The organism is Streptosporangium sp. NBC_01469 (assembly GCF_036227305.1).
Taxonomy (GTDB): Bacteria; Actinomycetota; Actinomycetes; order Streptosporangiales; family Streptosporangiaceae; genus Streptosporangium.
The window spans coordinates 1749017-1768330 of the sequence record NZ_CP109465.1; the positions used below are offsets into that span (position 1 = coordinate 1749017).

At 67.2% G+C, this 19314-nt stretch carries 17 protein-coding genes and 2 tRNA genes; 9 read left to right on the forward strand and 10 right to left on the reverse strand.

Annotated elements, in window-relative coordinates:
* Positions 1-92: 92 nt before the first annotated feature.
* The 3 genes from OG587_RS07785 to OG587_RS07795 form a co-directional block, all read right to left on the reverse strand.
* On the reverse strand, positions 93-617 hold the full coding sequence (locus OG587_RS07785; protein WP_329088227.1) for an ATP-binding protein: 525 nt from the start codon (positions 615-617) through the stop codon (positions 93-95).
* 193 nt (positions 618-810) lie between these two features.
* On the reverse strand, positions 811-1182 hold the full coding sequence (locus tag OG587_RS07790; protein WP_329088228.1) for an STAS domain-containing protein: 372 nt from the start codon (positions 1180-1182) through the stop codon (positions 811-813).
* Positions 1183-1395: 213 nt separating this feature from the next.
* The gene (locus OG587_RS07795; RefSeq protein ID WP_329088231.1) at positions 1396-1740 is read right to left on the reverse strand and encodes an STAS domain-containing protein; all 345 of its coding nucleotides are present in this window, start codon (positions 1738-1740) and stop codon (positions 1396-1398) included.
* A 352-nt stretch (positions 1741-2092) separates the two neighbouring features.
* On the opposite strand from OG587_RS07795, the gene OG587_RS07800 reads away from it, so the two are divergent.
* From OG587_RS07800 to OG587_RS07815, 4 genes are all read left to right on the forward strand, one after another.
* Positions 2093-2377, forward strand: a complete 285-nt coding sequence (locus OG587_RS07800; protein ID WP_329088232.1) for a GNAT family N-acetyltransferase — start codon at positions 2093-2095, stop codon at positions 2375-2377.
* Between the two features lie 412 nt (positions 2378-2789).
* Positions 2790-2939 (forward strand): DLW-39 family protein, encoded by a 150-nt coding sequence (locus tag OG587_RS07805; RefSeq protein WP_425580427.1) that lies wholly within the window; start codon positions 2790-2792, stop codon positions 2937-2939.
* A gap of 29 nt (positions 2940-2968) precedes the next feature.
* Complete coding sequence (locus OG587_RS07810; protein WP_329088234.1) at positions 2969-3706, forward strand: HAD-IA family hydrolase; 738 nt, start codon at positions 2969-2971, stop codon at positions 3704-3706.
* Between the two features lie 114 nt (positions 3707-3820).
* Positions 3821-3893 (forward strand) — tRNA-Ala (locus OG587_RS07815).
* Positions 3894-4075: 182 nt separating this feature from the next.
* On the opposite strand, the gene OG587_RS07820 is transcribed toward OG587_RS07815, so the two are convergent.
* The 5 genes from OG587_RS07820 to OG587_RS07840 all read right to left on the reverse strand — a co-directional run bounded on the left by OG587_RS07820 (position 4076) and on the right by OG587_RS07840 (position 8184).
* The gene (locus OG587_RS07820; protein WP_329088236.1) at positions 4076-4750 is read right to left on the reverse strand and encodes a hypothetical protein; all 675 of its coding nucleotides are present in this window, start codon (positions 4748-4750) and stop codon (positions 4076-4078) included.
* 113 nt (positions 4751-4863) lie between these two features.
* Complete coding sequence (locus tag OG587_RS07825) at positions 4864-5166, reverse strand: tyrosine-type recombinase/integrase (protein ID WP_329088237.1); 303 nt, start codon at positions 5164-5166, stop codon at positions 4864-4866.
* 105 nt (positions 5167-5271) lie between these two features.
* Positions 5272-6063: a S1 family peptidase gene (locus OG587_RS07830; protein WP_329093788.1), complete on the reverse strand. Its 792-nt coding sequence runs from the start codon at positions 6061-6063 to the stop codon at positions 5272-5274.
* Between the two features lie 640 nt (positions 6064-6703).
* Complete coding sequence (locus OG587_RS07835) at positions 6704-7570, reverse strand: nucleotidyl transferase AbiEii/AbiGii toxin family protein (RefSeq protein ID WP_329088239.1); 867 nt, start codon at positions 7568-7570, stop codon at positions 6704-6706.
* Positions 7570-8184, reverse strand: coding sequence for a type IV toxin-antitoxin system AbiEi family antitoxin domain-containing protein (locus OG587_RS07840; RefSeq protein WP_329088241.1), 615 nt, complete (start codon positions 8182-8184; stop codon positions 7570-7572). The genes OG587_RS07835 and OG587_RS07840 overlap by 1 nt, the downstream gene beginning before the upstream one ends.
* A gap of 359 nt (positions 8185-8543) precedes the next feature.
* On the opposite strand from OG587_RS07840, the gene OG587_RS07845 reads away from it, so the two are divergent.
* Positions 8544-9776 carry a hypothetical protein gene (locus OG587_RS07845; protein WP_329088243.1) on the forward strand — a complete coding sequence of 411 codons (1233 nt, stop codon included), beginning with the start codon at positions 8544-8546 and terminating at the stop codon, positions 9774-9776.
* Positions 9777-9888: 112 nt separating this feature from the next.
* A tRNA-Ala gene (locus OG587_RS07850) sits at positions 9889-9980 on the forward strand.
* A 673-nt stretch (positions 9981-10653) separates the two neighbouring features.
* Here the strand turns inward: OG587_RS07850 and OG587_RS07855 are convergent.
* On the reverse strand, positions 10654-13752 hold the full coding sequence (locus OG587_RS07855) for an AfsR/SARP family transcriptional regulator (RefSeq protein ID WP_329088245.1): 3099 nt from the start codon (positions 13750-13752) through the stop codon (positions 10654-10656).
* A 228-nt stretch (positions 13753-13980) separates the two neighbouring features.
* Here OG587_RS07855 and OG587_RS07860 point away from each other — a divergent pair, with 228 nt between their 5' ends.
* From OG587_RS07860 to OG587_RS07870, 3 genes are all read left to right on the forward strand, one after another.
* Entirely contained in the window at positions 13981-15195 is a 1215-nt protein-coding gene (locus tag OG587_RS07860) for a hypothetical protein (protein ID WP_329088247.1), read from the forward strand.
* A gap of 299 nt (positions 15196-15494) precedes the next feature.
* Entirely contained in the window at positions 15495-16007 is a 513-nt protein-coding gene (locus tag OG587_RS07865) for a hypothetical protein (protein WP_329088249.1), read from the forward strand.
* Positions 16004-16972 carry a carbohydrate kinase family protein gene (locus OG587_RS07870; protein WP_329088251.1) on the forward strand — a complete coding sequence of 323 codons (969 nt, stop codon included), beginning with the start codon at positions 16004-16006 and terminating at the stop codon, positions 16970-16972. Before OG587_RS07865 ends, OG587_RS07870 begins: the two co-directional genes overlap by 4 nt.
* Positions 16973-17069: 97 nt before the next feature.
* Here the strand turns inward: OG587_RS07870 and OG587_RS07875 are convergent, their stop codons facing one another.
* The gene (locus OG587_RS07875; RefSeq protein ID WP_329088253.1) at positions 17070-19274 is read right to left on the reverse strand and encodes an ATP-binding protein; all 2205 of its coding nucleotides are present in this window, start codon (positions 19272-19274) and stop codon (positions 17070-17072) included.
* Between the last annotated feature and the right edge of the window lie 40 nt (positions 19275-19314).

Sequence of the window (19314 nt, forward strand, 5' to 3'; positions counted from 1 at the left end):
CCTCATCACGGACTTTTCGTGGCCCGCCGCCGACGGGCCACGAAGGCCGCCGGGCTCGTGACCGGCATTTCCCCGGAATTCTCCGGGATCTGTCAGAAGGAGACCTGGAACTCGTCCTGGCCGGGATCGTCCCGCGTGGAGTCGGGGGCACCCCGTACGGGATCGGGGGTGCCGGAGGTGAAACCCTCCCGCGCGGAGTCGGCCGAACCACCGGACCCGTTCCCGTCCGCCGGACGGCCAAGGCGCATGCGCAGGCGGACGCGCGACCCCTGCTCCGTCTGCTCGATGGCGAACTCGTCACACAGCTGGTTCATCAACCACAGGCCGAACCCCCGCACGGTCCCCGTCGGACGTTCGCCGGGGACGTGCCAGATCGTCAGGAGGCCCAGGGTGTCGGTGACGTCGATGGTCAGGTGGGTCTCGTCCTGCCAGATGGCCAGCGTGCCCTTGCCCCCGCCGTGCTCCAGGACGTTGATGACCGCCTCGTTGGTGACGAGGAGAAGGTCGTCCAGCCGCTCGCCCCGCATGCCGGCTCGAACGGCATGATATTGGAGACGCTCCCGCAGAGCGCTGAGATCCTCGTCGATCGGCCAGTGCTGGCCGTGGTCGCCGGTCACGACACCCCCTTGAGGTCGCCTTATCTGGCAGTCACCGGGGGGCGAGCCGACTTGCTCCAGAATCAGGGCGTTGCTGACGAGTTACACGATGCTAGACACCTGCCCGCTCATTGCCAACTTACGACCGCCCGAGCCAACAGATGTTCGCTCGGTCGTACCCCGGAAAGCGACGGCCGAGCGGGGCCGGGATCCGCTACGACGGCCGGCTGGGCCGCAGCGCCTTGAGGGCATCGGCCACGGTGGGCTGGATGCCGAAGGCCTGGGCGAGGCCGGTCAGGTGGAAGAGCCTCTCCAGGCGGGGGTGCAGATTGACCAGGACGATGCTGCCGCCGCGGTCCTGGACGGTCTGTCGGGTGTTCAGGAAGCTCTGGATTCCCGTGGAGTCGCAGAAGGTCAGGTCGGTCAGGTCGATGACAAGGTCGCCCCTGTTCTCGCCGATGGCCTCCTGCAGGTCGTGGTGGAACCGCTCGGCGTTGCTGTAGTCCAGCTCGCCGGCCAGGGCCAGGAGAAGCGTCTCCTGCGCAGCGGGGTCGGACACGTCGGTCACGCGGACGGCAGCGCTCACGGATATACCTCTGCAGACAGTCGGTGGGAGGAAGACTCGGCAGGGAGACGGCCGCCGGGCATGATGCCCGGATCGGAACGGGAGAGCAGCGACCCGATCACGATCACCCAGGGGCCGGGAGCCGGGGAGGGGGCCGATCTGGTAACTCTCAGCGTACGATCCTCCGAATTCCTCTAGAGAACTCTTACGGTACAACTGAGGAGCAATCAGGCGTTATCCCACTGTGGTTACGGTGCCCGGACCGGCGGTGAGTACTTCCGTCCAGCCGCACAGCTCGACGATCCGCCGCGTGTGCGGGCGGAGACCGTCGACGATCAGTCTTCGGCCGCCCGCCATCCCGAACGCCGTCTCCGCCAGCACTCTCAGGCCGCCGACGTCGACGAAATCGACGCCCCGGAGGTCGGCGTACAGATCGCCGTCGGTCCGTTCCACCGCTGTGGCGAGCGCCCGCACCAGAACGCGCCGCGTGCAGAGATCGATGTCTCCCTCGCAACACACGCCGGCGGGACGGCCGGTGAAGAGAATGCGCAGTGAACCGTGGTCGACATCACCTGTCATCGCGATCACCTTCTGGGAGCGCATAAAGGTCAGTCAACGTCTGTCGGGCCGGCACAGATGGGTCGGCTGATCGCCATGGGACGCCGGCCGTGCCGGGCGCCTGCCTCCATCATCCTTCAATCGGGCGGCTTCCGGTACGGCCCGCGGCCCGCGAGTTCCAGCCAGGGAGAATCAGCGGTACACCGTACCCGGGCGGCTACTTTCCGTGACCGGACGCTTCTGTCTGAGGCTCGCTGTTTGGCAGGTATGTCCGGTTTGGCTGCGGGTAGGCGGGAGACCGGGAATGAACGCCGCGCGGGATCGGCTGACCAGGGAACCGCCGTACGGCGGGCCTGGCTCAAGGAGGACCTTCATGCAGGCGGACGTCAAGCTCTCCCCCGGCGGTGACGCCTACGTGGCGGAGGTGGACGGCAGGCAGGCGGGGCGGCTGGACCTCGTCCGGCGTGACGGGGTCATCGTCTACCCCCACACCAAGGTCCAGCCGGAGTACGAGGGCAAGGGGGTGGGGGCCGCGCTCGTCCGTACGGCACTGGACGCGGCCCGCGCGGAGAACGCGAAGGTCGTCCCCCTCTGCTGGTTCGTGCGGGAGTGGATCGACCGTCACCCCGACTACGCCGATCTCGTCGAAGGCGCCTGACTCATCTGGGCCTGTCCGGAGCTGTCTTGGCCTGTCCGGTCTTGCCTGGTCCGGAAAGTTCCATACCGAGCGGGTTTGTGTCATTCGCGCTCAGGATAATCGGGCCGGAGCGGGCGGATGCACTGGTCGTGCCCATGGTGGGCGGCACAATTCCCCGAGCGGCCGGGGACCGAAACCCCTGGCAGGGCAAAGCCGGGGCGTCGCGGGGGTTATCGTGAGAACCAGGATGGTTTCGCGATAAGACTCACGGCGGATCGTGATCGTCGGAACGCGTGCCGTACGGCATGATGCTGAAAATCGCCCGGTTGGTGTAGATCGGCCCTGGTGGCTTGTCGTGCAGACCGGATCATGGCTCGATCCCTTGCTAGGCTGCAGGGAACCGTTCGAACCGGGCGTTGTCTCACCCCGGCAGGTGAGACTTCTCAAGAAGTGGGGTCACACCGTGAAGAAGTTGCTCGTTCTGGCGCTTGTCGCCCTCGGGGGGCTGCTGGTCTGGCGCAAGGTGCAGGCCGACCGCGCCGAGCTTGACCTGTGGACCGAAGCCACCGGCAGCGAGAACTGACAGACGCGGCTACCGATTCGGGTGCTTTCATGGTCCTTGCCCAAGATGGAATAACACTCATCAGGCTTGTCTGCCTGGATCTGGCAGGCACCACGATCGGTGATGTCGCCATGGTCGAGAGGGCGTTCGCCGAGGCGATCGCCACGCAGGGCATCGTGCCCGGGACCGGTGCGTACGCTCGCGCCATGGTGCACGTGCACCGGTCCCGGGGATGCTCCACGATCGATGTCTTCCGGGGCATCTTCCCGGACAACGAGGCCCAGGCCCAGGCGGCCAACCTGACCTTCGAGCGCTCCTACGAGGGCGCCATCGCACGCGCGGGCCTGGTCCCGCTGCCCGGAATCGTCGAGGCACTCGACAAGCTCCGCGGCGCCGACATCAGGATCTGCCTCACCACCGGCTTCAGCCGCGCCATCCTCGGCCGCGTGCTGGGCGCCCTGGGCTGGTCCGACAAGGTCGACCTCGCCCTGTGCCCCGAAGACGCCGGACGCGGTCGCCCCCTGCCCGACATGGTCCTCACCGCGGTCATGCGCCTCGGCATCGAAGACGTCCGCCAGGTCGCGGTCGTCGGTGACTCCGAGAGCGACATGCTCTGCGGCCGTCGCGCGGGCGCCTCGGTGGTGGCCGGCGTCCTGACCGGCGTCCACAGCAAGGAGCGCCTGATCAAGGGCGGAGCCACCCACCTCCTCGACTCCGTCACCGATCTTCCCGAGCTCCTCCTCACCGGCGCACCGATCGAACCCCCCATGGCCGCCGCCGCCCGCTGAACCCCGCCCCGCCACGCGGATCCAAGTGGCGTAGGTGCGGGTCCTGTTGCTACCGTGTACGACTGAAGCAGGCCGCGTGCAAGGGCGTCTCCCCAGGCCACCGGCTTGAATCTCGGGGCCTTAGCTCAGTTGGCAGAGCGCCTGCTTTGCAAGCAGGATGTCAGGAGTTCGAATCTCCTAGGCTCCACCTGTGGAAACGCTCAGTCTGTGATCATGGAAACCGGGCGTGAGTGACTAACCGGGTGACTAAGAGCGCCTAACAGAATGCCTGCCGCACTGTCTTTGAGGATCTCTTTCCATGGGAGCGGAGGGATTCGATGTCCGGCGATGCCCAACGAGCGTTGCTGGACATCGGCCGAGAGCCGGCAATCATCCTCGCCGAGTACACACGCCGGGAAGGTCGCAGACCTTCTTGGCCATCTTCTTCGCCCTGTTGGTGAGTATCTTGGTCGTGTCCTCGCCGGCCCAGTAGGAGTCGGCGGTGTAGAGGACCAAGGCGCTCCCGCGGCGGACGACGACGTACCGCTCTCCGCTGGAGATGTACAGCTCGCCCTTGAGGGGCTCCTCCGTGCCCCTTTCGTAGGAGCTCCCCTTGACCAGCAGGGCCTCGTCTGCGATGTTCACCTTCTTGCCGGTGTAACGGTGAAAGTCCCCGGCCACGGTCGCCGTCTGCGGGGCCTTGGCCTTAGCGCATTTTTCCACGTCGGCGCGGAGCTTGCGGAACGCGGCCCCGGCGTTCTTCGCGCTGGGATACAGCACGAGCTGCTCGGCGACGTACGAGGGGGCGCTGGTCCCCTCGGTGATGGTCCGCATCGCGATGCGGCCATCGCGGGGCTTCTCCTTGGAGCGGCAGGGGTTGAGCTCAAGCGGCTTGGTCAGCTTGTCGCTGACCGTCCACCACTCATCGGCCGCCTGATCCTCAGTGAGGGGCTTGGTCGCCTCGGCCTCGGTCAGTAGAAACCCTTTGGGGATCTTGACGGTCTCCGCCTGGGCCGTACTGGCCCCGCCGACCGCCGAGGCCACCATGACCGCCGTTGCGATCACCGATATCATCGCTCTCTTGCCCGACATTTCGATCATGAGCTGTTAGATGCGTGATCCTGCTGAAAAGTTCCCCGGCGTCGAGACGGGCAGGGGGCACAGCGAAAGTCATTCCGTTAGGAGCTGTAAGCCTCCCGCCCGCCTCCGAAAAGACCGTCCATCGCCGTCGCGCCTTCCTGCATGACGGGCCGGATCTGGAGCCGGTAGACCGTCTCGGTGACCACGGTGTTGGCGTGGCCGACCAGGCGGGAGATGTGCTCGATGGGAACGCCGGAGTCCGAGAGCAGCGAGACGAAGCTGTGCCGCATTTCCCTGGGCGTCCACTCCGTGTCGACCAGCCCGGCTTCCTTGAGGATCTTCCGGAAGTCCCGCCGGACGTTGCCGGCACTCAGCGCGGTCCCGTTCTTCGTGCAGAACACCAGCCTGCCGGTTCCGCCGTGGTCGGTGGTCCCGCTGGTGAGCCCGGTCCGTCACCGGGCCTGCTGTGCTGCGGCTCAGCTGTTCGCGCGGATGGTTTTGTTGATTCAGTCGCTGTAGGCGGGCACGTTGGTGTAGAGGCCGGGACCCTGCTCGCAGGAGGGGCTCTTGGCGCCTGGGCCGGAGGTGACGCCGATCAGCTCCCACCTGTTGTTGCGGCCGCGCTGGATCTGGGGGCCGCCGGAGTCGCCGTTGCAGGCCATGGCCTTGGGCTTCTGGCTGACGGTGCACAGGCGGGTGTCATCGGCGAAGCCGGGGCCGCACTCGGAGACCGCGCCACGCCGGGTGTCGAGCTGGCGCAGCTTCTTGGCCATCTTCCACTCAGCCGGGTTGGTGCTGAACTTGGTGATGCCGAAGCCGATGATCCGGGTCGGCGTGCCGGGCTTGCCCGCCTGCTCGGCGATCTTGATGGGCTTGATGCTGACTGGGCGGTCCAGGCGGACCAGCGCGATGTCGTTCTTGTTGGGTGAGTTCTGGGCGTAGTCCGGGTGCAGGAACGCCTGCGCGATCTTGCGGACGGTTCCGCCGGACTTGCGCTTGTCGCTGCCGATGCGCACCGTCCCCTTCGAGATCGAGCCGATCTCCATGTCGAGGCAGTGCGCGGCGGTCACGACCCACTGCGGGTTGATCAGGGCCGCGCCGCAGTTACCGTCCGTCAGGCCCATGAGCGGGGCCGTGGTCGGGATGGTCGCCATGAAGGGGTAGGACTCGGTGGACTTGGAGCCGTTGATGATCGCTCCGGCGCTCCCGGCGGTGACCGCGAGGCAGGCCGCGCCGACCAGCGCGACGACGGCGGAGCAGAAGTCTCTACGGTTCGAGGGGATTGCCAGTGGTGCCAGACACGAGTGAAGCCCTTAATCGGTTGTTTGTGATGTTATGAAGCCATATGTCCGGTTTCGCCGAGGTGGCCATGCCAGCAGGCCAACACGCGGTAGGGATAACCCCACCCGACCAGGGCAGATGCGCCCAGCGGCGCCCTGGCTACTCGAGTCGATGGGTGGCACCTCTACGAAGCTTTGATGACTGCCCAGAACGCCGAAGCTTGACGACGCGGCTGCTGTACAGCAGCGAAGTACAGCAACCGGGCCGCACAAGCACTTACATCGACAGGCGCCACCACACGCCGGAACAGGCCGAGACATGGCAGATCTGGTGACTGGCTCCCGTTTGCAAGCAGGATGTCAGGAGTTCGAATCTCCTAGGCTCCACCCCGCTTCAACCATCTGACCAGGTGAAATCGCCTGGTCTTCTTCATGTCTTCGATCTTCGTCGCCTCTCGCGGGAGGAATATGGGAGATCATGCGGTTGGGTCCAGAAGGATCTTTGAGAGTTCGCGGGATGTCTTTCCCAATCTGGCTTTCTCTTGATTCGTTCGTTTCCCGCTTCTGTGACCGGTGTATTGCTGATCAGGTCATGATGGCCTGCCCTGGATGAGTGGTCCTGCTTCTCATGACCACATCCCTGATTTGGGATCCCAGTTCAGTGTGACGGCCTCATCGGTGAGGAGGGGATCCGCGAAGGCTGTGACCAGTGCATGACGTGGGTGAACAGGTCGGGGTAGCCGCTTGCTGCGGTTCCCTGTCGACGCAGCCAAGCCGTGTAGGACGATTGGCGACGTTCCCCGATATCGGTGATCGAGGATGTGAGTGTCCGCAGTGGAATGCCACGGTGCCGGGCGGTCGAGGTCAAGGCTTCGGTGAGCTCGCCGCCGTCGAGGGTGTGGAGGGTCACAAGGCGGTAAAGGTCAGCGTAGTCGCGCTCGCGGGTGTTGAGGTCGCCGAGCGAGACGGCGGTGGAGAGCTTCTCGGCGATGACCGTGGCGAGCGGATAACCGAAGATCTGGAAACTGTCGGCGGAGAGCTGCTGTGGATAGTTGATGATCTGAGGCTCGGGGGTGACAGGGTCGCCGAAACTGATGTCGAGCTGGAGCTTGAGGAGCGCGCGGGCAATTGTCGCGAGCATGGTCAAGCGCAGACCGTTGTACTCCTCGTCCGCGCGGATCGGGACGGTCTTGAGGGTGCTGGGATCGAAGGTGACGCCGTCGTCGACTTCGGTGGTCGCAATGATCGCGACTCTCCGGATGATTTCGGCTTCGTCATTGGGAAACGCGCGGCCCAGGATATCGATGTCGCGGGTCATCCGGCGCGCGCCGAACTGGGCGAGGAGGAGACCACCCTTGAGGATGAAGTGGCGACCGCCCACCGGAGAAAGTCCCATCCGGTAGAGGAAGCGTTCGAGTATGTACTCGACCATGATCTCATCGGTGGAGCGCCCGGTGCGGCGGGCCAGATTGCGCAGGTCGTTGTAGACACGGCCGGCGGTTGTGTCGCGTGTCGGGTTCGGCATCAGGCGAGCACCGCCTCGATGCTGGGGCGAATGGTCGACAGCGCACCCAGATCGCGAGCGATTTCCTGGAGGTCGCGGACCCCGTTGTGGCCTTCACGGCGGAGATAGCGGCCAAGTGCGGCCAGGGCGAGCGTTTCGCCGAAGCGTCGGCGATGGCGCATCGCGTCGACGACGCTGCGTGCGGCACTGTACATGGGAATCATTTCGCTCGGCGCCGCCTCGAACCGCTCGATAGCCAGAGAGAAGGTCTCGGCTGCGTACTGGGTGACCGTGGTCGGCGGGTAGGAGATCGAAGGGCGGTGGGTGCCGCGGGGGATCGCGATGTGGACGCTCGTCGGGATATCGTCGATCAGTTCGTGGATCGCCAGGGCGGACTCTCCGCACACAACGGCACGCGGAGCCCGTAGACAGACGGCGAGCAGGTCAAGGTGTGCGGTCGCGGGGGCGTCCGCGCGACGGTAGACCCCTCGTGAGAGTTCTTCGATGTCGCCGCTCGTGGTCAGGGTGGTCAGATCGCGTGATGAGATAGCTGTCTGTCTGGCCTGTGTCGCCGTGAATGTGGGAGGGAGCGCGGCCAAACGCCCTTCGAGGCGTGAGTGCGCAGGAGTGCCCATGTATTAAATGCTACCCCTCTCCTCGTTAGAGGGGACTGATTTAATGCATTGCCCGTGTCGTTGCTCCTACGAATGCAACGAACCGCAGGAGGCCGCGCACATGGCTTCGCGGAGCCTGGACATATCCGCTGACCTCACCACCTGGGGAAACTCGTACACCACCTCCGTGGACGCAATCGAATCAACAGCGCCTCACGGCGCACCCAGTGTGCGATCAAGGGACCCGTACGGCGTTACCGCGCCTGCGGGTTCCGCTTTTCCTGGTGCTCCCATGACATCGCCGGGTATCCCGCGCCGACAGTGAGAGTAGGGGAGACTGGGGGAGACAGGAGGACCCCACGTCCCCCGAGGTGCACACAATGGGTAACGTTCCGGCCTGGGCCGTACGGTTGCGCGCCGCGAGGCGTGGTGAGTTGTGGACGCAGCGAGAGATGGCCAGGCAGCTTGCCGAGGCCGCCGATCCGCGCACTCGTGCCCGCTTGCCCGAGCGGGACTCTCTGATCCGCACGATCAAGGATTGGGAGGCGGGCAAGCACCAGCCCAAGGACCCCTACCGGCTGCTCTACTGCCGGGTGTTCGGCATGGAAGAAGCCGAGCTGTTCAGCGAGGAGCCGGACAGCACGACGCCGGGTCCCCCTCACTTCGCCGACGAGATCGAGGCGCTGGAACTGGCCCGCCGTGTCGCCGCCAGCGACGTGGGCACCGAAACGCTCGACCGGCTGGAGCTGGCCGTCGACGACCTTGCGATGGCCTACCAGGGGACACCACCGGCCGAGTTGCTGGAGCGGGTGCGTCAGCACCTGTCGTACGTCTCGCACCTGGTCGACGCCAAGAAGACGTTCGCCGAGCACCGCCGCCTTCTGACGGCTGGTGGTTGGTTGGCGCTGCTGGCCTCCACCTGCCACATCGATCTTCGCCAGTTCGAGGCCGCCAGAACGTGGCTTCGGACGACCGCCCAGCTGGCCGAGTACGCCGAGCACGCCGAGATCGCCGCGTGGTGTCTGGAGACCGAGGCATGGCAGGCGGTCACCACCGGCGACTACCGTCGCGCCCTGACCCTGACCCAAGGGGCGCAGGCGATCGCACCGCGCACCAGTTCCGCTTACATCCAGGCGACCGCGCAGGAAGGCCGGATCTGGGCGCGGCTCGGGTCCGGCCCGGAGACGCGTGATGCGCTGAATCGTGTTGCCCGGCTGGTCTCGCCGCTGTCGGTGCCCGAGCATCCCGAGCACCACTACCGCTATGACCCTTCCAAGAGCGAGGCGTACGTGGCGACCACGCTGTCGTGGCTGGGGGATCCGGCCGCCGAGCCGTACGCCCGGCAGGTGCTTACCCGCCTGGAGTCGGCCGCGGACGGGTTGGTTCGCCCGCGTCGGGCGGCCTCCGCGCGCCTTGACCTTGCTCTGGCGCTTCTGGCCACTGACCAGCCCGACGAGGCGGGTCAGCTCGCCCTCACGACCATGACGAGCGGCGTGCTAGTGCCGTCCAACTACTGGAGAGCGCGCGAGGTGATCGGCGCCATCGAGACGCGCCGCATGCCGGAAGCCGCAGAACTACGCGAGGCGTATCGAGAGTTGAGCGGCCCGGAGTGAGACCCGGGGAAGGCTCGCTCTACCGGCTTGGACAGGCGAGTCACTGAGTGACCAACTGGGCGACAACAACCACGGACAAGGCCGGATGTCGATGGATCACCGTGGACCGTAAGCCCAGGTGGGAGCGGGTATCGCCCATGGTTCCGCCCCCGTCTGGGTTGCTTTGCAAGCAGGATGTCAGGAGTTCGAATCTCCTGGGCTCCACCTGCGGGAATGCTCAGTCTGTGATCATGAAAACCGGGCTTGGGTGACCAGCTCCCTCGCGCGCCTCCGAAGAGATCGTCCGTCGCCGTCGCGTCGGCCTCCTGCGCGGGCCGTATGTGACGGTACCGGAGCCACGTGTCATGGCCAGGTTCGGAAGCATCACGGTGGGAACCGGCATGCCTGCCAGTCTTCTCCTTCCGGAGGAACTCCGCGGCCGGCCGCTGCTCGGTCATGCCATGGCCGTGGGTGCGAGACCGTCGAGGTCAACAAAAAAGGAGGCGGCATACGCCGCCTCCTGCTATTCAATGCAATATTCAGGCGCCTGTGCCCAGAACAGAGCTGGCCGGTACCATATTAATATAGTAAATCATAAAAGCCCCAACCACAAGAATTGTGCCGATGGCGGCGTGATAGAAGCGCCTCATGCTGTTTTACCTTTTCGTGAAGGTGAAAAAGCCTTCGGTCTCAAATTTAGACCAGGCCGAAATCTGGCTTTAGACTACCCTGAACTGCCACTCATTCCACATGGTTTATGACGTCTTATGGAAGGTTTGAGAGCAAAGGCGGCAAATTAGCGAGAAGAGCTATATGTCCATCTTGGCCACTCCTGGGGGCTGTAAATGATCATACAGCAGTACGGATCACCCTGACGCCTGGCGAGTCCCCGTCGGTTCTACCTGGCGAGTCTCGCCCGGACGAGCTCCGCCTCCATCACGCCGAGAGACTCGTAGAGATTAAGTGCCCGCCGCCAGCACTCCTCTGCCCGCGCCTCCTGGCCGGCGTCGGCAAGCGCGGTGCCCATCTCGTCGAGCGTGCGGGCCTCCTGATGGACGTCCCCGATGGCGTGCGCCACGGCAAGGGCCTTCTCATAATGGGCCAGGGCGGCGTCGTGGTGATTCGCGCGATGATGGATGCCGCCGATACTGAGAAGAGCCTGGCTCTCCTCGCTGCGTTCCGATATCTCGGTCGAGATGCGTAATGCCTTCTGGTGATGGACGAGCGCATCCTCGTCCCTGCCCATGCGCGCGTAGCAATTGCCGATGTTGTTGAGGGCGTCCACCTCGTGCCGCCGGTCGCCGATGTCACCGTGAATCCGCAGTGCCTGTCTGTAGCACTCAAGGGCGTCGGCGTGTCGGTTCAGGAGCTGGTAGACGTTGGCGACGTTGTTGAGCCAGATGGCCTTGTTCTGCGGGCCCATGTCGGGGTAGACGGACTCGGCCTCCTCGTAGTGACCCAGCGCGGTGGTGTGGTTGCCCAGCTTGAACTCGATCTCGCCGATGTTGTTCAACGCGACCTGCTGCCCGCGCCGGTCGCCGTCCTGCCGGTACAACCCGAGCGCCCCCAGCAGGTGCTCGGTGGCCTTCGGGTAGTCCCCCCGATGCGAGTGGATGATCCCGACATGGGTGAGGCTGGCGGCCTGACCGTGACGGTCGGCCAGCGCCCTGCGCAGTCGCAGCGCCTGCTCGAAGCAGTCCAGGGCGACGTCGAACTCGGAACGTTGCCAGTACACCAGGCCGCTGTTGTCGAGCAGGTCGGCGATGGCCCGCTCGTCGTCGAGGGCACGCTGGATCGTCAGCGCCTCGTCCGCCAGCCGGAGCGCCTCCTCATGTCGGCCGGTCTGCCGCCGCACCACGCTGAGGTCGGCCAGCGCGTACGCGGTCCCCGAGTGATTCCCCAGCTCGCGCCACGCCTCCACGGCGCGCGTGTGGAGCTCGGCCGCCTCCGCCCAGCGGACCCACACGTCGAGATATCGGCCGAGGACGCGTGGAAGCAGTGCCGCGTGCCTTGTCCACCCGTGATCGGCGGCGTAGCGCGTGACGAGGAGCAGGTTGTCCACTTCGGCGTTCATCCAGGAGAGGGCCTGCTCCTCGGTGGCGATGCCGGGTCTGGGGCCCGGCGGGTGGAACAGCTCGGCCGGGCCGCGGGTGCGGTGCGGGTAGAGCAGCCGGTCGGCGGTGTCGGCCATGAGAAGGTAGTGGTCGAGGACCCGGCGGAGCACCTCGGCTCGCGCGCTCTCCGGCTCCCGGTTCGACAGCAGGCGGGCGTACTCGCCGATGAGGTCGTGGAATCTGTACCGACCTCGGCGGGGCTCCGAGATCAGGTGGTGGTCGAGGAGATCGTCGAGCAGCCTCTCCGCCTCGGCCCGGTCCGATTCCAGCAGCGCCGCCGCGCAGTCCGCGGTGATGTCCGCCCCGGGATGCAGTCCGAGCCGCCAGAACGCCCGCTGCTGCCATTCGTCCAGGCCGTTGAAGGAAAGCTCGAACGCCGCGATGATCCCGCGGTTCCCCGCCCGGATCTCGGTCAGCCGCCGGTCGTTCCTGCCGAGCAGCTCGGCGAGGTCGGCCACGCTCCAAGCGGGCCGGTGCCGGAGCCGGCTACCGGCCAGCTGAATCGCCAGGGGGAGATGGCCGCAGAGCCGCACGACCCGCACGACATCGTCCGGATGGAGCGCGCGCCGCGAACCCACGACGCGGCCGAAGAGGGCGGCCCCCTCCTGCGGCGGCAACACCTCCAGGGAGAGCGAGTGAATGTCGTCCAGCCCCGCCAGCCGCCGACGGCTGGTGACCACGACAAGGCAGCCGGGTGCCCCCGGCAGGAGGGGGCCGACCTGATCATGCCCAATGGCGTTGTCGAGGACCAGGAGCACCTTGCGGCGGGCGAGCGCGGTGCGCCACCTCGCCACCCGCTCGTCCAGGCTGTCAGGGATCGGAATGCCGAGGAGGCGCAGGAGACGTTCGAGGGCGGTCGCCGGGTCCATCGACGCGTGCTCGGCGTCGTAGCCCAGCAGGTCGAGATAGAGCACGCCGTCGGGGTAGTCATCGGCGAGCCGGTGGGCCAGGTGCACGGCCAGCGCAGTCTTCCCGACCCCCGCCATGCCGTCGATCGCGAGAACGGCGACCGCGTCCTCCCGTATCCACTCGTCGATCAGCCGGTTGATCTCGGGCGTCCTGCCGACGAAGGTGTGGACGTCGCGAGGAAGACTGGTCAGCGGCGTGTTTCCCGAGGTGCCGCGCCAGGACTGGGGCAGCAGCGCTGGATCGCCCTGGAGGATGCGCTGGTGCAGTGCCCGTAACCCCGGTCCCGGTTCGGCGCCGAGCTCTCCGACGAGACGCCTGTGCGCCTGACGGTAGGCGCCGAGGGCCTCCGCCTGCCGGCCGGCGCGATAGAGCGCCAGCATGAGCAGCTCGACCAGTTTCTCGTCGAATCGAAATCGGTTGACCAGGTCGTACAGTTCCGGCACGAGGTCGGTGTTCGAGCCGTGAAGGAGTTCGAGTTCGACGCGTTCGACGGTGCCGGCCAGAAGATCGCCTTCGAGCTTTCGGCGGGTATGGACGACCCAGGAACCGGAGAGTCCGGACAGCGGCTCTCCCCGCCACAATCGGCCCGCTTCGCCATACAACCGGAAAGCGTCGTCGACGTCGCCGTTTTCGGTTATCGAACGGGCTTGCGAGCACAGCGCGCGGAAGTGATGGTAGTCGATGTTCTCCGGATCTGTTTCAAGGGAATACGTCCCCGAACCACCTCTCAGCCGCACGTCCTCTCCGGCGCCGTGGAGGTGGCTCTTCAGCCGGGCGACGTGACTGTACAGGCTACTGCGGGCATTGGCCGGTGGATTTTCGTCCCACACCTTGCGGATGAGCGACTCGGTGGAAACCGGCTTGCCCGGCGTCATCAGAAGGACGGCCAAAACATGACGTTCCTTGGCCCACCCCAGGTCACGGCGTTGACCTCGAGACCAAAACTCGACCGGACCGAGAATGCGGAATTCCATTCTATTCCCCTTCCCGGGGGGAGTGGTCTTCCCGTCTGGCGCATTTAACTGGCAAGAGTCAACTGAGCAGTAAGTGATTCGACCAGCCCTATGACCTATTTATCCTCAATCCCCTTGGCTGGCAACAGGATCGCCGCAAGGGTTTCCGCAAGTTTCGGCGGCGACGCTCTACAGAGGGCGATGAACCTCGCCCGTCCGCCGGAACAGGTCAGGGGTGATGACAGGCAAATGTCCGATCACGAATGGAGCAGGGTTCCTATCGGGCTCGACTCTCGCCGATGGGTGACGCGCAGGAACTGCAAAGTGGTGCTGGTGGTCGTCCACACCGTCACATCGGGACAGCGCCTGATGGACACCGTACGTCTCGTGGAATCCGACCTGAGAATCCAGGTCGTGTTCACCATCGCCCCGGACGTCTTCAGCAACGGGGTCGCGGAGTTCGTCGGTGGCCTGGGGGCGGTGGTGCTGCCCTGGGAGCAGTCCAGGAACCAGCGGTTCGATCTCGCCGTCGCCGCCAGCCTGGGCGCGCTCCACGAGATCCACGCGCCACTGATCGTCATTCCGCACGGTGCCGGTTTCAATAAGCTCGTGGCCGTACGAGACGGTGTGCGTGCCGTGGGGGATCGGGTGGCATACGGGCTCGACCCCCAGCGCCTGTTGTACGACGGCGCCGTACTGCCCTCGGCGGTGGCGCTCTCCCACTCCTCCGAGCTGGGACGGCTGGGCCGGACCTGCCCGGAGGCGCTCTCTGTGGCCACCGTCGTCGGCGACCCGTCGTACGACAGGCTGGCCGCCGGCCTGCCGCACCGAGATCTGTACCGCCGCGCGCTGGCCGTCGAGCCGGATCAGAAGCTCGTCGTGGTCAGCTCGACCTGGGGACCGGCGTCGCTCTTCGGCCGATGGCCCCGGCTGCTGCACCGCCTGGTCACCGAGCTGCCCCGGCAGGAATACCGCGTCGTGCTGCTTCTGCACCCCAACATCTGGTTCGGGCACGGCATCTGGCAGGTGAGAGCCTGGTTCGCCGATTCCCTGCGGCGCGGCCTGAGCCTGGTGCCACCGGAGGCGAACTGGCACGCGGTCCTCGCGTCGGCCGACTGGATCATCGGAGACCACGGATCGGCGACCCTGTACGGGACGGTCACCGGGGCACCGGTCGTACTGGCCGGCTTCCCCCGGGACGACGTCGACCCGGCGTCCGCCTTCGGCGGGCTCGCCACCGTCGCACCCCGGCTCTCTCCTCGCGGCTCGCTGCGAGAGCAGCTGGTCAGGATCGCCGCGGAGGTGGAGCCCGGCCACTATCGGGCCGTCGCGGAAGGCATCACCTCCGCGCCAGGCCGTTTCGACCGGAACATGCGCCGGCTCATCTACCGGTTGCTGGACCTGAGGCAACCCGCGACCATCCCGGTGACCGCACCGGCTCCGGCGCCCTTTCTCGTCAGGTAGACCACCCAGATCGGAGAATCGACGTGTTCGGCACACTCGTCTCAGTTCACCTCTTCCGGGTGGAACACGCGCTCAGGTTGCGCCGGATCCCGCCCCCACCCGCGGCCCCCGCTCCACCTGGACCCGCGGCTCCCGCTCCACCTGGACCCGCGGCTCCCGCTCCACCCGGACCCGCGGCTCCGTCCCGGATCGCCGTCCCGCCGCGGATCCCCACCACGCGCGGAACCACCGCATCGCGGCGGAGTGACCCGGCGATCCTGGTGATCCCCCGCGAGGGCCCGCTCCGTGCCCCGCACCTCATGATCCTGTCTCCGGCGGGACACCACCGCGGCCTGCCGCCCGGCAGGCGCGTCTTCGACGGCACGCACATCGTCGCCACCCTCGACGACCCCATGGACCGGACCTGGTGCGAGGTCGCCGACGTCCTCGTGGGCCCGAGGATTTACTGGAACGTTCCACAGAGCGATATCTCCGGCCTCCTTGACCGGTATCCCGGTTGCGAGGTCGCGGTCGGCGGACACGAGGCCGGAGGCGGCCTCCTGGCCGGGCTGCGCGACGGATGGCTCGCCGCGATCACCGAGGTGGGAGGTCTTCCCGGCGGCTCCGACCCCTGGCCCGCCGTCTACGGGTCGTTCCTGTACGGCTGGCGGACCGCCGGAATGCCGTTCGAGAGTCTGGCCACCGCCTCGGTGATCGTGGGCCGGTACGCCGACTCCTCGGCGGTCCGGATCGGAACGCTCGAAGTGGCGGGCAGGACACAGGTCAGACCCACCCACCTCCGGACGTACGACACCGGAGGGATGTCCGCATGACCCGCGGGATCCTCGTGGCCGGTGCCGTCAGCTTCTACATGTCCGTGGGGGTGAGGGAGTTCCCGGTCCGGTACGCCGCCACGTCGTCGCCACGCTGGTCATGCGCCGGCGTGTCAGGGGCCGCGGGCCACATCGCGCGGACCCTGAAGACGCTCGGCGACAACGTGCGTCTGTGCACCGTGGTCGGCCGCGATCTCATCGGCGCGGGTATAACGACCGAACTCGGCCGTGCGGGCCTGCTCGGACCCGGGATCGTCGAGAGCGCCGAATCGTCGTCGGGCGTGACACTCGTCACGCCCGACGGCCGTCGCATGGGTTTCCCGCATCTGGCGCCCGTCGACCGGGTTGCGTATTCGCCGGACCTCTTCGAGGCGCAGGCCCGTGGCGCGGACCTTCTGGTCCTGACGAACGCGAAGTTCGTCCGGGACCTGGTGCGGCCCGCGGCTCGGCTCGGCGTTCCCATCGCCGTGGACGTCCACCTCATCCACGATCTCGGCGACGAGTACAACCGTCCGTGGCTGGAGGCCGCGCGGATCGTCTTCTGCAGCCACGAGCGCCTTCCCTGTCCGCCCGAGCAGTGGATGGCGAAGATGTTCCGGCGCTACCCACGCTGCCAGGTGGTGGGCGTCGGGCTCGGCGAGCGGGGGGCGGTGCTCGGGATGAGAGACGGGTTGCTCGTCAGGGCGGAGGCCGTGACGCCACGGGAGGTCGTGAACACCACCGGAGCCGGTGACGCGCTGTTCGCCACCTTCCTGCACGTCTGGCTGAACACCGGCGATCCGGTACGGGCCCTGCGGGCGGCGGTGGTACACGCCGGCTGGAAGGTCGGGTCCCGCACTCCGGTGACGGCGTCACTGACCTGCGAGGAACTGTCGAGGCTGGCAGCGGCGCGTTCGCCGCACGTCGTGACCGGACGCTGGGACCCCCGCCCGCCGACCGTCCGTCGGGACGTCGGGACGGCCTGACCGCCGAGACCGCCACGACCGCCGAGATCGTCGAGATCGTCGAGACCGCCCCGGCATCCCGCCGGGGCGGTCTCGACCGTCGGGCATCACCCGGCCGTCAGTTTCCGCCCAGACGGGACAGCTGATCGTCCAGCCTTCCGCTCCGGCCCCCCCGCCGGACGAGGATCCGCCGCGCGTCCTCGTAACGTTCACGAGCGTCGTCCCGGTGGCCGTTCTCCAGAGCGAGGTCTCCGAGTGCTTCCAGGGCCTGGGCCTCGCCGTTGTCCGAGCCGATCCGCCGCATCTCCTCCAGCGCCCGTTCCAGGAGATCGGCCGCCGCCGTGGGTCCTCCGGCCCGCGCGCGGCCGAGCAGGATGAGCACGCGTGCCTGGTTGTAGGGGTCGGGTTCCGGCGTGAGGAGCCGTCGCGCCTCCGTCAGGCATTCGACGGCCTCCGCTTGGCGATCCCTCCCGGTCATCGCGTCGCCGAGGTCGCACAATGTCAGAGCCACCTTGCGTGACCCGCCCACCGCGCGATAGCCGTCGAGCGCCTCCCTGAAGAGCGCGATGGCCTCGTCGACCCGCCCCCGATCCTTCTCCACCAGGCCCAACCGGCGCAGGCTGCCGGCCACCCGCTGCCGGTTTCCCTCGCGACGCCAGATCTCCAACGCCCCCCGGAAGTCGTTGGCGGCCTCGTCCAGCCGACCGAGGGTGCGCAACGCCAGACCGGTCCGGTTCAGCATCTTGGCCTCGCCCACGGAGTCCGAGCAGGCGCGCGCCGCCGCCAGGCCCAGCCTGTCGACCTCCAGCCGTTCCGCGTGATGACCGCGGTACTGGAACAGGGGCCAGATGCCGTCGACCAGCTGCCAGGCCACGTCGAACAGGCCTCGCTCGAACGCGGCACGGACGGCGGCCCTGAGGTTGGCGAACTCGTCCTCCAGCCAGTCGAGCGCCTGCACCGGGCCGGTGAAGACGACCGGCTCGGCGGGCTCGTGGATCACCGCCTCCAGGGAGACCCGACGGTACGGCAGCACTACCCGGCTCGCGCTCCAGGCGGTGTACAGGAACCAGTCGAGCGCCCTTCGCGCGGTCTCCTCACGGGTCGCCTCGGAATCCAGTTGCTCGGCCAGCTCCCGGGCGTGCAGCCGGGTCAGGTCGTGGAAGCGATAGTGCCCGCCGGGCACGTCGTCGAGCAGGTTGGCGTCCGTCAGGACCTCCAGCAGGTGACGGGCCTGGACAAGTGGGAGCCCCGCCGTTGCGGCTACCGCCCGGCTGTCGAAGGTGGTGCCGGGGAAGAGCCCGAGCAGCCGGTAGACACGTGCCGCCTCCCGCGGGGAGAGTCCCCTGTAGGAGAGCGTGAGAGCGGCCCGGATCGTCATGTCGTCCTCCACCGACAGCTCGTTGAGGCGCCGCCGCTCGTGGCTGAGGGCCTCCACCATTTCCGACAGCGGCCAGTGTGGCCTGGTGGACAGCCGGGCGGCGGCCACGCACAGGGCGAGCGGTAGTCGCGCGCACAGTTCCACCAGCTCGCCGGCCGCCTCCGGCTCACCGTGCACCCGGTCGTCGCCGACGGTCTGTTCCAGCAGCGTCAGCGCCGCGGCCGGACTGAGCCGGCCCAGCTGGATCCCTCTCGCCCCGCGCATCAGCAGCCCCGCCAGCCGCCACCGGCTGGTGACGATCGCGATGCTGTCCGCGGATGCCGGCAGCAGCGGGCTCACCTGGGCCGCCGACAGGGCGTCGTCCAGCACGACGACCAGACGGCGCCCGCTCACCAGCGACTGGTAGAGCGCCGAACGCTCCGCCAGGTCACCGGGGATCCGGCCGGGCGCGACCCCGAAGGCGCGGATGAACCGCCCCAGCACCTCCGCCGGTTGCACGGGGGCGTCCACGGAGTGCCCACGCAGGTCGGCGAAGAGCTGACCGTCCGGGAAGGCGCCGTGCTCCCGATGCGACCAGTGCAACGCCACCGCGGTCTTGCCGATGCCTGCCGGGCCGCTGACGACAGCGACCTTGGGTACCCCCGTCCCTCCCCGGACGGAACACACGGCGTCCAGCAGGGCGAGCGTCTCGGCACGATCAACCAGGATGCCGCCGGCCGGCAGCTGGGTCGGCCGCGGCAGGGGGGTGGATGCCTGATGCAGGTGGATCCCGCCGTGGACGTCCCGGGCCTGGACCGCCGACCCCAGCACGGTTCCGTTCAGCTCGTTGACATGATCTTCGGGTCGCTGGTTCCTGGAACTGGAGTCGGCACTCATCGCCCTGCTCGTGTCACGGGCGAGAAACCGCACCCGCGAATAATTGTTGACCGAATCGGTTGTTTCCATACATGAGAAAATGAACAGCAGCTTCCATGCTCACGTCATC

Coding starts and splice junctions, on each gene's coding strand:
- OG587_RS07800 (WP_329088232.1), top strand. CDS start 2,093: ATGCAGGCGGACGTCAAGCTCTCCCCCGGCGGTGACGCCTACGTGGCG.
- OG587_RS07795 (WP_329088231.1), bottom strand. CDS start 1,740: ATGACAGGTGATGTCGACCACGGTTCACTGCGCATTCTCTTCACCGGC.
- OG587_RS07845 (WP_329088243.1), top strand. CDS start 8,544: ATGGGTAACGTTCCGGCCTGGGCCGTACGGTTGCGCGCCGCGAGGCGT.
- OG587_RS07870 (WP_329088251.1), top strand. CDS start 16,004: ATGACCCGCGGGATCCTCGTGGCCGGTGCCGTCAGCTTCTACATGTCC.
- OG587_RS07840 (WP_329088241.1), bottom strand. CDS start 8,184: ATGGGCACTCCTGCGCACTCACGCCTCGAAGGGCGTTTGGCCGCGCTC.
- OG587_RS07865 (WP_329088249.1), top strand. CDS start 15,495: ATGATCCTGTCTCCGGCGGGACACCACCGCGGCCTGCCGCCCGGCAGG.
- OG587_RS07860 (WP_329088247.1), top strand. CDS start 13,981: ATGTCCGATCACGAATGGAGCAGGGTTCCTATCGGGCTCGACTCTCGC.
- OG587_RS07855 (WP_329088245.1), bottom strand. CDS start 13,752: ATGGAATTCCGCATTCTCGGTCCGGTCGAGTTTTGGTCTCGAGGTCAA.
- OG587_RS07875 (WP_329088253.1), bottom strand. CDS start 19,274: ATGGAAACAACCGATTCGGTCAACAATTATTCGCGGGTGCGGTTTCTC.
- OG587_RS07835 (WP_329088239.1), bottom strand. CDS start 7,570: ATGCCGAACCCGACACGCGACACAACCGCCGGCCGTGTCTACAACGAC.
- OG587_RS07810 (WP_329088234.1), top strand. CDS start 2,969: ATGGTCCTTGCCCAAGATGGAATAACACTCATCAGGCTTGTCTGCCTG.